Source organism: Sphingomonas sp. S6 (genome assembly GCF_043498045.1).
Classification (GTDB): domain Bacteria; phylum Pseudomonadota; class Alphaproteobacteria; order Sphingomonadales; family Sphingomonadaceae; genus Sphingomonas.
The window spans coordinates 398,106-411,480 of sequence record NZ_JBIEOE010000001.1; the positions used below are offsets into that span (position 1 = coordinate 398,106).

Annotated in this window: 10 protein-coding genes; 9 read left to right on the top strand and 1 reads right to left on the bottom strand. The window is 67.9% G+C overall.

Annotation, left to right across the window (positions count from 1 at the left end):
- Nucleotides 1-54: 54 nt before the first annotated feature.
- The 6 genes from ACGVWT_RS01870 (at nucleotide 55) to ACGVWT_RS01895 (ending at nucleotide 7,359) form a co-directional block, all read left to right on the top strand.
- On the top strand, nucleotides 55-1,707 hold the full coding sequence (locus ACGVWT_RS01870; protein ID WP_315461294.1) for an electron transfer flavoprotein-ubiquinone oxidoreductase: 1,653 nt from the start codon (nucleotides 55-57) through the stop codon (nucleotides 1,705-1,707).
- Nucleotides 1,679-3,295 carry a tetratricopeptide repeat protein gene (locus ACGVWT_RS01875; RefSeq protein ID WP_315461293.1) on the top strand — a complete coding sequence of 539 codons (1,617 nt, stop codon included), beginning with the start codon at nucleotides 1,679-1,681 and terminating at the stop codon, nucleotides 3,293-3,295. Before ACGVWT_RS01870 ends, ACGVWT_RS01875 begins: the two co-directional genes overlap by 29 nt.
- On the top strand, nucleotides 3,292-4,122 hold the full coding sequence (locus tag ACGVWT_RS01880; RefSeq protein WP_315461292.1) for a 4-(cytidine 5'-diphospho)-2-C-methyl-D-erythritol kinase: 831 nt from the start codon (nucleotides 3,292-3,294) through the stop codon (nucleotides 4,120-4,122). Before ACGVWT_RS01875 ends, ACGVWT_RS01880 begins: the two co-directional genes overlap by 4 nt.
- Nucleotides 4,123-4,444: 322 nt before the next feature.
- Nucleotides 4,445-5,518 (top strand): recombinase RecA, encoded by a 1,074-nt coding sequence (gene recA / locus ACGVWT_RS01885; RefSeq protein ID WP_017978889.1) that lies wholly within the window; start codon nucleotides 4,445-4,447, stop codon nucleotides 5,516-5,518.
- 378 nt (nucleotides 5,519-5,896) lie between these two features.
- Nucleotides 5,897-6,733, top strand: coding sequence for a class I SAM-dependent methyltransferase (locus ACGVWT_RS01890; protein WP_315461291.1), 837 nt, complete (start codon nucleotides 5,897-5,899; stop codon nucleotides 6,731-6,733).
- On the top strand, nucleotides 6,730-7,359 hold the full coding sequence (locus ACGVWT_RS01895; protein ID WP_116461232.1) for a glutathione S-transferase family protein: 630 nt from the start codon (nucleotides 6,730-6,732) through the stop codon (nucleotides 7,357-7,359). The genes ACGVWT_RS01890 and ACGVWT_RS01895 overlap by 4 nt, the downstream gene beginning before the upstream one ends.
- Before the next feature lie 9 nt (nucleotides 7,360-7,368).
- On the opposite strand, the gene ACGVWT_RS01900 is transcribed toward ACGVWT_RS01895, so the two are convergent.
- Nucleotides 7,369-8,682, bottom strand: a complete 1,314-nt coding sequence (locus ACGVWT_RS01900) for a dicarboxylate/amino acid:cation symporter (RefSeq protein ID WP_116461231.1) — start codon at nucleotides 8,680-8,682, stop codon at nucleotides 7,369-7,371.
- A 72-nt stretch (nucleotides 8,683-8,754) separates the two neighbouring features.
- On the opposite strand from ACGVWT_RS01900, the gene ACGVWT_RS01905 reads away from it, so the two are divergent.
- The 3 genes from ACGVWT_RS01905 to alaS are packed head-to-tail and all read left to right on the top strand — an operon-like array spanning nucleotide 8,755 to nucleotide 13,371.
- On the top strand, nucleotides 8,755-10,014 hold the full coding sequence (locus ACGVWT_RS01905) for a Xaa-Pro peptidase family protein (RefSeq protein ID WP_315461290.1): 1,260 nt from the start codon (nucleotides 8,755-8,757) through the stop codon (nucleotides 10,012-10,014).
- Nucleotides 10,011-10,679 carry a phytanoyl-CoA dioxygenase family protein gene (locus ACGVWT_RS01910; RefSeq protein ID WP_315461289.1) on the top strand — a complete coding sequence of 223 codons (669 nt, stop codon included), beginning with the start codon at nucleotides 10,011-10,013 and terminating at the stop codon, nucleotides 10,677-10,679. The genes ACGVWT_RS01905 and ACGVWT_RS01910 overlap by 4 nt, the downstream gene beginning before the upstream one ends.
- 34 nt (nucleotides 10,680-10,713) lie before the next feature.
- Complete coding sequence (gene alaS / locus ACGVWT_RS01915; RefSeq protein WP_315461288.1) at nucleotides 10,714-13,371, top strand: alanine--tRNA ligase; 2,658 nt, start codon at nucleotides 10,714-10,716, stop codon at nucleotides 13,369-13,371.
- Nucleotides 13,372-13,375: the final 4 nt, after the last annotated feature.

Sequence of the window (13,375 nt, forward strand, 5' to 3'; positions counted from 1 at the left end):
TGACCGCTATCCCCCGGCGCCGACAACCGCAACCGTATCCGGGAGTGGATGACAATGACGCAACGTGAATCGATGCCTTACGACGTGGTGATCGTCGGCGCCGGCCCGGCGGGCCTGTCGGCGGCGATCCGGTTCAAACAGGTGGCGGCCGAAAAGGGCGCGGACCTCAGCGTCTGCGTGCTCGAAAAGGGCTCCGAGGTCGGCGCGCACATCCTGTCGGGTGCGGTGATCGATCCGCGCAGCCTCGACGAACTGCTGCCCGACTGGCGGCAGGACTGCCCGCTCGCCGAAGTGCCGGTGACCGAAAACCTCCACTGGGTGCTGACGGAGAAGAAAAAGACCGTTCTGCCGCATCTGTGGACGCCGCCGTTCCTGCACAACAAGGGCACCTACACCGGCAGCCTCGGCAACCTGTGCCGTTGGCTCGCGGGCAAGGCCGAGGAGCTGGGCGTCGAAATCTTCCCCGGCTTCGCCGCCGCCGAAATCCTGTTCGACGAGCAGGGCAGGGTGATGGGCGTCGCGACCGGCGACATGGGCGTCGCGCGCGACGGCACGCACAAGGGCGATTACCAGCCCGGCCTCGAACTCCACGCCAAATATACCTTCTTTGCAGAGGGTTGCCGCGGACACCTCACGAAGGAAGTGATCCGCACCTTCGACCTGGCAAAGGACAGCGATCCGCAGGTCTATGGCCTAGGCGTCAAGGAATTGTGGGACATCGATCCGGAGTTCCACCAGCCCGGCCGCGTCATCCACACGCAGGGCTGGCCGCTGGGCGACGACGCCAATGGTGGCGGCTGGCTGTACCATCAGGCGAATGGCCAGGTCAGCCTCGGCTTCGTCACCTGGCTCAACTATTCCAACCCCTACATCTCGCCGTTCCAGGAGATGCAGAAGTGGAAGACCCACCCCGAAATCGCTGCGATCCTGAAGGGTGCCAAGCGCGTCAGCTACGGCGCGCGTGCGATCAGCGACGGCGGGCTCCAGTCGATTCCGAAGCTCGTTTTCCCCGGCGGCGCGCTGATCGGTGACAGCGCCGGTTTCCTCAACGTGCCGCGCATCAAGGGCACGCACACCGCGATGAAGAGCGGCATGATGGCCGCCGAAGCCGCCGCCGACGCGATCCTGTCGCAGCGTCAGCATGACGAACTGGCCGCTTACCCCGAGGCGTTCGAGCACAGCTGGGTGAAGAAGGAGCTGTCGATCGTCCGCAACGTCGTGCCGCTGGTCAAGAAGTTCGGCGATTTCCTAGGGTCGGGTCTTGCCGGCATCACGATGTGGCTCGAACATTTCGGCCTCAAGATGCCCTTCACGATGAAGCATCATCCGGACCACGAGACGCTCTGGCGCAAGGATCTGGTGAAGGCCCCGGTCTACCCGAAGCCCGATGGCGTCCTGACCTTCGACCGCCTGTCGTCGGTGTTCCTGTCGAACACCAACCATGAGGAGGACCAGCCTGTCCATCTGACGCTGAAGGACCCCAACGTCCCCGTCGAATACGATCTGCCGCTCTACGACGAGCCTGCGCAACGCTATTGCCCGGCCGGCGTTTACGAGATCGTCGGGCAGGAGACGGGCGATCCCAAGTTCGTCATCAACGCGCAAAACTGCGTCCACTGCAAGACATGCGACATCAAGGACCCCACGCAGAACATCAACTGGGTGGTGCCGGAGGGCGGTGGAGGCCCCAATTATCCCAATATGTAAGCGTCTGATCTTCGCATCGGTTCTGAGCATCGCGGCCGCCGCGCCCGCTCAGGCCGATGCGGCTCGCCGCACCGATCCGGTCGCGGACTATATGCAGGCCCGCGTCGCCGATGCGGACGGCGACGTCGCCACCGCCATCGCCGGTTACGCCCGCGCGCTCGCCGCCCGGCCCGGCGATGCTACGGTGGCGTTGCGTGCCTACCGCCAGGCGCTCGCCGCGGGCGACATCCCGCTCGCCACCCGCGCCGCCGCGGTGCTGCGCGACCAGCCTGGCGCGCCTGCCGACCTCGCGCTGCTTCCCCTCGCGCTCGCCGCCGCCCGCAACGATGCGGCAGGGGCCGAGGCCGCGACGCAAACGCTGGCGCGCACACCGCTCGCCGTCATGGTGCCCTCGCTGCGCGCCTGGATCGCTTATGCCGCCGGCCGCGATCCCGCCCCCGCCATAACCAGCGCCGGGAAAGACCCCGTCACCCAGCGCCTCGCCGCCGAAACCGCGGCGCTGCTCCAGATCGCCCGCGGCGACACGGGGCAGGGGCTGAAGACCGTGCAGGCCCTCCGCGAAACCGGTTCGCCCGTCGACCTGCGCCTGTCCGCCGCGCAATTGCTGTTCGGCACCGGCCATGCCGACGAGGCGCGCGCACTGCTCGCCGGCAACGACCCCGCGCTCGCCGCGCTCCGTCAGGGTGCCGCCGCCAAGCCGACACTCGCCTATGGCGTTTCGCGCCTGCTCGCCCGCGTCGCCGGCGACCTCGTCGACCAGGACGTCGCGCCGCTCTCGATCGCGCTCACCCGCACCGCGCTCATCGCGTCGCCCGCCAACGATCGCGCCCGCCTGCTGCTCGCCCAGGCGCTCGCGGGGGAGGATGCGACCGATCAGGCGCTCGCGACGCTCGACGCCGTGCCGGCGTCCAGCCCGTTCGCGTCCACCGCCGTCGCCGCGCGCATATCGATCCTCGCCCGCGCCGATCGCACCGCCGACGCCCTCGCACTCGCCCGCCGCGACGCCGAACGCGCCGACGCCGGCCCCGCCGCATGGCAGCTCTACGCCGATCAGCTCAGCACCGCCGGCAATTATGCCGAAGCCGCCCGTTGGTATCGCCGCATCGCCGAGGCGCAGCCCACCGCGTGGAACGCCTGGCTGCAATATGGCGGTGCGCTGGAGCAGGCGGGCGACTGGCCCGCCGCCCGCGCGGCGCTGCAAAAGGCGGTGGCGCTCGCCCCCGCCGAGCCGCTCGCGCTCAACTACCTCGGCTATGCGCAAGCCGAACGCCGCGTCGACGTTCCCGCGTCGATCGCGATGCTGGAGCGCGCACACGCCGCCAAGCCCGACGACGCCTCGATCGCCGATTCGCTCGGCTGGGCGCTGTTCGTCAACGGCGACACCACGCGCGCGCTGCCGCTGATCGAGCGCGCCGCCGAGGCGGAACCCACCAATGCCGAAATCGCCGAACATCTCGGCGACGTCTATTGGGCGCTGGGCCGCCGTTACGAAGCCCGCTACGCGTGGCGCGCCGCGGCGCTGACCGCCCCGGCCCAGGATGCCGCGGCGCTTGCCGCCCGGATTGCACAAGGCCCGCCCGCCCGATGATCGTCGAAGCCGCCCCCGCTAAGATCAACCTCGCGCTCCACGTCCGCCACCGCCGGCCGGACGGCTATCACGAGCTCGAAACGCTGTTCGCCTTCGCGGCCGACGGCGACACGGTGACGGTCGTGCCCGCCGACACTGACAGCTTCGCCATCACCGGCCCGTTTGCCGCGGCACTCGAGACGGCCTCCGGCCCGAACCTCGTGCAAAAGGCCGCCAGCGCTTTCCGCGACACGTTCGGCATCGCCCGGCATCACGCGATCACGCTCGACAAGCATCTCCCCATCGCCTCAGGGATAGGCGGCGGTTCGGCCGACGCCGCCGCGACGCTACGCGCGCTCGCCCGCTTGCACGCTATCGCGCCGGGAGACCCGCGTCTGTTCGTCCTCGCCGAAACGCTCGGCGCCGATGTGCCCGCCTGCCTCGACGGCCGCACCACCTTGGGCACCGGCAAGGGCGAGGCGTTGGTCCCCATCACCGGCCTCACCGGCACGCCGTTGCTCCTCGTCAACCCCGGCGTCGCGGTCAGCACCGCTGCCGTCTTCGCCCGCTGGGACGGCACCGACCGCGGCGGCATAGCCGGAGAGGGTGCCCTCTTCACCCGCGCCATCGCCGGCCGCAACGACCTGCAACCCGCCGCGCTCGCACTCGCCCCCGTCATCGCCGACGTCCTGTCGCTCCTCGAACTGGCAGAGGGCGTCCGCCTGGCGCGCATGTCCGGCAGCGGCGCCACCTGTTTCGCTCTGTTCGCGGACGGGGGTACGAGAGACACGGCTCGTGACGCAGCCGCGGCCAAGGGCTGGTGGACCCTAGCCACGACCCTGACGTAAAGGCCTAGCCCTCCCGTTCCCCAACCGTCATCCCAGTGCAGGCTGGGATCTTATAGTTGCAGCGCACCACCAGCGCCGAGAAAGACCCCAGCCCGCGCTGAGGTGACGCCCAAGGCCCCAAACAGCCGCTGCACACGCGCAACCCCTCCGCGCCCCCAGCGCCTCCGCGCTTCGCGCCTTCGCGTCTTCGCGCGCACCATATCCCACCAACCCCATGGCCAAAAACCAAAGTTCCCCTCTTGTTCTCATGGAACAAACATCGTACATACAGAACAGACGCGTTGCTCATGCCGCGCGCTTGCTCTAGCGAGGAACCCTCCCGATGGCCGCCAATCTGAAAGTGATCGACACCGGCATGGCAACCGCAAACGCAGACCGTCAAAAGGCGCTCGACGCCGCCCTCGCGCAGATCGACCGCGCCTTCGGCAAGGGCAGCGCGATGAAGCTCGGTCAGAAGGAAACGATGCAGGTCGAGGCGATCTCGACCGGCAGCCTCGGCCTCGACATCGCGCTCGGCGTCGGCGGTCTGCCGCGTGGCCGCGTGATCGAGGTCTATGGCCCTGAATCGTCGGGCAAGACCACGCTCGCGCTGCATGTCATCGCCGAAGCGCAGAAGAACGGCGGCACCGCCGCCTTCGTCGACGCCGAACATGCGCTCGATCCCGTCTATGCTAAGAAGCTGGGCGTCAACATCGACGAACTGATCGTGTCGCAGCCCGATACCGGCGAACAGGCGCTCGAAATCACCGACACGCTCGTCCGCTCGAACGCGATCGACGTGCTGGTGGTCGATTCGGTCGCCGCGCTTGTCCCCCGTGCCGAAATCGAGGGCGAGATGGGCGACAGCCACGTCGGCCTTCAGGCCCGCCTGATGTCGCAGTCGCTGCGCAAGCTCACCGGCTCGATCAGCCGCTCGCGCTGCATGGTGATCTTCATCAACCAGCTGCGCATGAAGATCGGCGTGATGTACGGCAACCCGGAAACGACGACGGGCGGCAACGCGCTGAAGTTCTACGCCTCCGTCCGCCTCGACATCCGCCGCACCGGCGCGATCAAGGATCGCGAGGAAGTCACCGGCAACACCACGCGTGTGAAGGTGGTAAAGAACAAGGTCGCACCGCCGTTCAAGCAGGTCGAATTCGACATCATGTACGGCGAGGGCATTTCGAAGATCGGCGAGATCCTCGACCTCGGCGTCAAGGCGGGCCTCGTCGAAAAGTCGGGCAGCTGGTTCTCCTACGATTCGGTGCGGATCGGGCAGGGGCGTGAGAACGCCAAGAACTATTTGCGCGAAAACCCCGAGATGGCCGACCGCCTCGAAAAGGCGATCCGCCAGCGCACCGAAAAGGTCGCCGAGGAAATGATGGCCGGACCGGAAGCCGACGACGATCTGTGATCGCCGCGCCATCCGATCGGATGCTACGGGGGGGCTCGCCGGCAACGGCGGGCCCCTTTCGCATGGGATACTCCGGACGATGACGTATCCTCCACTTCGTCCACTTCCACGCTCGTTTTGGCGGAAAATGGGTTGGGGGCGTAATCCGTATAGCCCCTCACGCCTCGCCCGCAGCCGGATGAGCGGGGCAGGTGTCGTTCCTGCCCGATCCACACTCACCACGTCACCCTGGACGTGTTCCGGGGTCCACCGTGCGGCACGGGCACAGTTGAAGACTCAAGCCTCGCCCCCGCGGCTGAGTGGACCCCGGAACACGTCCGGGGTGACGCAGAGCAAGGGGCAGACGTGCGCCCACCCCACCAAGACCGGACCCACCCCATGACCTCCGCCACCGACTGGACCGGCCGCGTCGGCCGCACCTGGGCCGCCGAATGGCAGCGCACCGACCGCTCCTTCGCCAACCTGTCGCCGCATCTCGACGCCGCGATCCGCACCGCCGCCCCCGCCGGCCCCTTCCACGCGATCGACATCGGCTGCGGCGCCGGCGCCACCAGCCTCGCACTCGCCGACGCGCGTCCCGACGCCACCGTCACCGGCCTGGACCTGTCCGCCGATCTGATCCGGACGGCGCACACCCGCGCCGGCGACCGCGGCACCGTCACCTTCCACGCCGGCGACGCCGTTGCGATGGTCCTGCAACTCCCACCCGCCGACCTCATCGTCTCGCGCCACGGCGTCATGTTCTTCGCCGACCCCATCGCCGCCTTCACGGCGCTGCGCACCGCGGCCAATTCAGGCGCCCGCCTCGTCTTCTCCTGCTTCCGCGATCGCCGCGACAATGTCTGGGCATCCGATTTGATCGAGCAGGTCACCGGCACCCGCCCAGAGGTCGCCCCCGGCTACGCCCCCGGACCCTTCGGGTTTGCCGACCAGGCGGCCACCGCCACGATCCTAGAATCGGCAGGCTGGACGGTCGACAGCGCCACCCGCATCGATTTCGCCTATGTCGCCGGGGCCGGCCCCGATCCGGTCGCCGATGCCGCCGATTTCTTCCACCACATCGGCCCGCTCGCCTCGGCGCTCAAGGACGCCGCCGATCCGTCGCTCGACGACCGGCTCAAATCGGCATTGAAGCGTTATGCAGCCGACGGCATCGTCGCGCTCCCGGCCTCCGCCTGGATCTGGCGCGCGACCGCAACAGGGGAACAGCCATGATCATCGTCCACCATCTCGAAAACAGCCGATCGCAGCGCGTGCTGTGGATGCTCGAGGAGCTGGGCCTGCCCTATCAGGTCAAGCGCTACGAGCGGAACAAGAAGACGATGCTCGCGCCGCCCGAGCTGAAGCAGGTCCACCCCTTGGGCAAATCGCCGGTGATCGAGGATACCGACGGCGGCCACGTCATCGCCGAAACCGGTGCGATCGTCGAATATCTGGTCGAGAAGGCCGATGGCCGCCTGGGCGCGCCCGCGCACCGCGACTCGGCGCTCCGCTACCGCTTCTGGCTGCATTATGCCGAAGGCTCGCTAATGCCGCCGCTGTTGCTGAAGCTGGTGCTCAGCCGCGTGCCGCTGATGGGCAAGGCCGCGGTGAAGCGCATTCAGCCGATGATCGACGTCCATCTCGACTATGTCGAATCGGAGCTGAAGCAGCGCCCATGGTTCGCCGGCGACGCGATGACGGCCGCCGACATCATGATGAGCTTCCCGTTGGAAGCCGCGCGCAGCCGCGCCGGCCTGGACGCCTCCCGCCCGGCGACGATCGCCTGGCTCGAAAAGGTCCACGCCCGCCCGGCGTACCAGGCGGCGCTCGCGAAGGGAGGCGCTTACGCTTACGCCTGACCCCGATGCTTAGTGCCTGAAGCTGGTGGCCGGCGGCAACGCCGGCCCCTCGGTCACCGCAGGGTCGATCTCGGCGGGTTCGCGCGGATCGAAGCCGCCCTCCCATTTCGCGACGACCGACGCCGCCACCGCATTGCCGATCACGTTGGTCGCGGTACGCCCCATGTCGAGGAAATGGTCGATGGCCAGGATCAGCAGCAGCCCCGCCTCCGGAATGTCGAACACCGGCAGCACCGCGGCGATCACCACCAGGCTGGCGCGGGGCACCCCGGCGATCCCCTTGGACGAGATCATCAGGAACAGCAGCATCGCCACCTGCGTCCCCAGTGGCATGTCGATGCCATAGGCCTGGGCGATGAACAGCGACGCGAACGTCATGTAGATCATCGAACCGTCGAGGTTGAACGAATAGCCCAGGGGAAGGACGAAACTCGCGATCCGCGGCGGCACCCCGAACTTGTCGAGTGCCTCCAGCATCCGCGGATAGGCGGCTTCCGACGACGCCGTGGTGAAGGCGACGAGCAGCGGCTCGCGAACGTAGCGGATCAGGTCCTTGATCCGCGGCCCGATGACGAGGAACCCGACGCCGAGCAGCACTGCCCACAGGCACAGGAGCGCGAAATAGAAACTGCCCATGAAGAAGGCGAGCTGCCCGATCACCCCCGCACCGCGCTCGGCGAGTGTGGCGGTCACGGCGCAGAACACCGCCACCGGCGCCACGCGCATCACATAGTCGGTGATCCGCAGCATGACGGCGACGAGGCCGTCGACCGCCCGCACAAGCGGCGCACCGCGCTCGCCGACCGCGGTCAGCGCGACGCCGACGAAGATCGAAAAGACGACGATCTGCAGGATTTCGTTGGTCGCCATCGCCTCGATCATCGAGGCGGGGACGATATGCGTGATGAACTTGTCGAGGCTGAATGCCGCGGTGGCCACGCCGGCATCGGTGCCCGCCGGCGGCAGCGCCAGGTTGATGCCGACGCCCGGATGAATCGCATTGACCAGCACCAGGCCAAGGCCCAGCGACACCAGGCTCGCGCCGATGAACCAGCCGATTGCCTTGGCGCCGACGCGCCCCAACGCCGCGGTATCGCCCATCTGCGCAATGCCGCTGACCAATGTCGCGAAGACGAGCGGCGCGATGATCATCTTGATCAGCCGCAGGAACACCGTCGTGCCGATCGTGAAATAGCCGGCGATCGCCTTCAGCCGCGCCGCGGCCTCCGGCGTGCCGTCGTCCAGCCAGCCGTTCAGAACCAGGCCGGTAACGATGCCGAGCAACAGGCCGATAACAATAAATACAGTCAGCCGCTTGGCCATTCATTCCCTCCCGGATTCGCCGCTAAGGGAAGGGGATTGCGAGCGCCGGGTCAAGCGCCGTATCGTTTCGCGATGCCCTTCACCCCCTCGCGCCGCACGTTTCTCGCCGCGGCCGCCGCTACGCCGCTGCTCTCGTCGGCCATGCTTCGTGCTGCCGAACCCGACCTGTCGGCGTTGCGCGACATTACCACCGGCGCCCGGCCGATCGGTCCCGACGAGCGCGCCCGCCGCTTGGCCCGCGCTCAGACGCTGATGGCGCAGAACGACATCGGCGCCGTCCTGATCGAGCCGGGATCGTCGATGATCTACTTCACCGGCGTCCGCTGGGGACGCAGCGAGCGTCCGACGCTCGCCATCCTGCCCCGCGAAGGGCAACCGTTGATCGTCACCCCCTTCTTCGAGGAGCCCTCGGTCCATCAGTCGCTCGCGGTCCCCGCAGAGGTGCGCGTCTGGCAGGAGGACGGCAACGCGCTCGCCATCGTCGCCGGCTGGCTGAAGGAGCGCGGCCTCGCCAACGCCAGGATCGGCATCGAGGAAACCGTCCGCAGCTTCATTCCCGCCGATCTCGCCCGCTTCGCATCCGCCGCACGGCAAGTCAGCGCCAACCCGGTCGTCCGCGGTTGCCGTATGGTGAAGACCCCGGCCGAACTCGCGCTGATGCAGACTGCGACGGACGTCACGCTGGCGGCCTATCGCTGGCTCGCGCCCCGCGTCGAAACCGGCATGATCGGCGCGGAGATCGGCGCGCTGATGAACGCTGCGACGCGCAAACTGGGCGGCGACCCCGAATTCGCGCTCGCGCTGATCGGCCCCGCAGCCGCACTGCCCCACGGCAGCCGCGAGGTATATCGCGTCACGCCGGGCGAAATCCTGCTGATGGACTGCGGTTGCACCGTGCAGGGCTATCAGTCCGACGTCTCGCGCACCTGGGTGCCGAAGGGGACGCCCGGCGCGGAACACCGCAAGGTCTGGGATCAGGTCGCCCGCGGCCAGCAGGTCGCCTTCGCCGCCGCGAAGCTCGGCGCCACCGCTGGCAGCGTCGACGATGCCGTCCGCGGCTATTACACCAGCCTGGGCTACGGCCCCGACTATAAGCTGCCCGGCCTGTCGCACCGCACCGGTCATGGCATCGGCATGGACGGCCACGAACCCGTCAATCTCGTCCGTGGCGAAGCGACGCGCCTCGCACCCGGCATGTGCTTCTCCGACGAACCCGGCCTCTACCTCCCCGGGAAGTTCGGCGTCCGCCTGGAAGACTGTTTCCACATGACCACCGACGGCCCCCGCTGGTTCAGCACGCCGCCCCGCTCGATCGATCGGCCGTTCGGATGAAGCAGGCGCTGGCAGAGCACGGTTTCACCCTATGGCCGGGACGGCTCGACGCCGTGGCCCTCGCCGAATTAGAGCGGCTGTTCAACGTCATGCCTGCCGATCGCCCGGGTTTGCGGATCGCACCCGGAGACGCGGCCCATTTGAGCGCCTGCCGCGCGATCAGCGACGATGTGCGGCATGTGATCGGTTCCGCGGCGCGGCCGGTCCGGGCGCTGTTGTTCGACAAGCGAGACGTAAACAATTGGGCGCTGGGCTGGCATCAGGATCGCACGATCGAGGTCGCCGAGCGCGTCGATGTTACCGGCTATGGGCCATGGACGGTCAAACAGGGGCGGCTGCATGTCTCACCACCGATCGACGTGCTGGAAACGATGCTGACCGTACGCCTGCACCTCGATCCCGTCGGGCCTGATAATGCACCTCTCGAAGTCGCTCCGGGATCACACCGGCTGGGGCTTGTCTGGGAAGACGCGATTCCCGACGTCGTTGCCCGATGCGGCACGGCGACGTGCCTCGCCGAGGCGGGTAGCGTCTGGTTCTACGCCACGCTGATCCTGCACGCGTCGGCGCGCAGCGCGCCCGGCCTTCGCCGCCGCGTGCTGCAGATGGACTTTGCCGCGACCGATCTGCCTGGCGGCCTGCGCTGGGCCGCCGATCATGCTTGAGGGGAGGGGCGCTCTCGCCTAAGTCACGACGCCTATGATCTCGACCAACGACATTCGCCGCAGCTTCCTCGAATATTTCGCGAGCGCCGGCCACACCATCGTGCCCTCCGCGCCGTTGGTGCCGCAGAACGACCCGACGTTGATGTTCGTCAACGCCGGCATGGTGCCGTTCAAGAATGTGTTCACGGGGCTGGAAACCCGCCCCTACGTCACCGCGACGAGCAGCCAGAAGTCGGTACGCGCCGGCGGCAAGCACAACGACCTCGACAATGTCGGCTACACCGCGCGCCACCACACCTTCTTCGAAATGCTCGGCAACTTCTCGTTCGGCGACTATTTCAAGGAACAGGCGATCCACCACGCTTGGACGTTGCTGACGAGCGTCTGGGGCATTCCAGCCGAAAAGCTCACCGCCACCGTCTACCATACCGACGACGAGGCGTACGGCCTCTGGACCAAATACCTGCCCGAAGAGCGGATCATCCGCATCGCCACGAAGGACAATTTCTGGGCGATGGGCGACAGCGGGCCATGTGGTCCGTGCTCGGAAATCTTCTACGACCACGGCGACCATATCTTCGGTGGCCCTCCCGGCAGCCCGGATGAGGACGGCGACCGCTTCGTCGAGATCTGGAACCTCGTGTTCATGCAATATGAGCAGGAGGCCAATGAGATCGTTGGCGAACTGCCGAAGAAGTCGATCGATACCGGCATGGGGCTGGAGCGGATTGCCGCGGTCCTGCAGGGCGTGCACGACAATTACGACACGGATACGTTCAAGGCGCTGATCGCCGCATCCACCTCGCTGACCGGCACCGATGCCGAGGGCGAGCGGCGCGCGTCGCATCGCGTCATCGCCGATCACCTGCGCTCATCGGGCTTCCTCGTTGCGGACGGCGTGCTGCCGGCAAACGAAGGGCGCGGTTACGTGCTGCGCCGGATCATGCGCCGTGCGATGCGCCACGCGCATCTGCTGGGTGCCAAGGAGCCGTTGATGCACCGGCTAGTGCCGGCGCTCGTCGCAGAAATGGGCGCCGCCTACCCCGAGCTCGTCCGCGCCCAGCCGCTGATCGAGGCGACGTTGCGCCAGGAAGAAACGCAGTTCCGCAAGACGCTCGACAAGGGGCTGAAGCTGCTCGACGAGGCGACCTCGGGCATGGCCGAGGGCGATACGCTCGCCGGCGAAACCGCGTTCAAGCTCTACGACACCTATGGCTTTCCCTACGACCTGACCGAGGACGCACTGCGTACGCAGGGGCTTCACGTCGATCGTGCCGGCTTCGACGCCGCGATGGCAGAACAGAAGCGCGCGGCGCGTGCGGCATGGAAGGGGTCTGGCGCCAAGGCATCGGACGATCTGTGGTTCGACATCGCCGAGGAAACCGGCTCGACCGAATTCATCGGCTATTCGGCCGATATCGGCGAGGCGGAAGTCGTCGCGCTGGTCAAGGACGGTGCGCGCGTCGACACGGCGAGTGCAGGCGACACTGTCGCGATCATCGTCAACCAGACGCCGTTCTACGGCGAGAGCGGCGGCCAGGTCGGCGACAGTGGGACGATCTCGACCGACGCGGGCCTGCGCGCCACCGTCAGCGAAACCTCGAAGCAGCTCGGCCGCATCTTCGTCCATCATGCGGTGGTCGAGGCCGGGTCGATCACGGTCGGCGATGCGGTGAAGCTGCAGATCGACGTCGCCCGCCGCGCCGCGATCCGTGCCAACCATTCGGCGACGCACCTGTTGCACGAGGCGCTGCGCCAGCGGCTCGGCACCCATGTCGCGCAAAAGGGCTCGCTGGTCGCGCCGGAGCGGTTGCGCTTCGACGTGTCGCACCCGGTCGCGATGACGCCGGCCGAACTCGCCGACGCCGAAGCCGCGGTCAACGCGCAGATCCGCGGCAATGGCGCCGTCACCACCCGGCTGATGACCCCGGACGAGGCGATCGCCGAAGGCGCAATGGCGCTGTTCGGCGAGAAATACGGCGACGAGGTCCGCGTCGTCTCGATGGGCACGGAGGTTGGTGGCAAGACCTACTCGATCGAGCTGTGCGGCGGTACCCATGTCAACGCGCTCGGTGATATCGGTCTGTTCAAGGTGGTGGGTGAGGGCGCGGTGTCGTCCGGTGTCCGCCGCGTCGAGGCGCTGACCGGCGAAGCGGCGCGCGCCTATCTGGTCGGCCGCGACGAACGCCTGCGCGAGACGGCGGCGACGCTCAAGACCACGCCGGACGAGGTGCCTGCCCGCGTCGCCGCGCTGCTCGACGAACGACGCCGGTTGGAGCGTGAGCTGGCCGAGGCGAAGAAGGCGCTCGCCATGGGCGGCGGCGCCGGTGGTCCGGCTGGGCCGGAGCAGGTCGGCGGCGTCGCCTTTATCGGGCAGGTGCTGGACGGCTTCGATGCCAAGGGGCTGCGCGGTGCGGTCGACGAGGCCAAGCAGCGGCTCGGCGGATCGGGCGTCGCGGTGATGGTCGCGGTGAACGATGGCCGCGCCTCGATCGCGGTCGGCGTGACCGATGATCTGGTCGGGCGCGTCAGTGCGGTCGACTTGCTGCGCAAGGCGGTGGCGGTTCTCGGCGGGCAGGGCGGCGGCGGTCGTCCGGACATGGCGCAGGGCGGTGGGCCTGATGGCAGCAAGGCCGCCGATGCGGTCGATGTCATCCGTTCGGCGCTGGCTGAGGCTCCGGTCGCGGCATGAATTT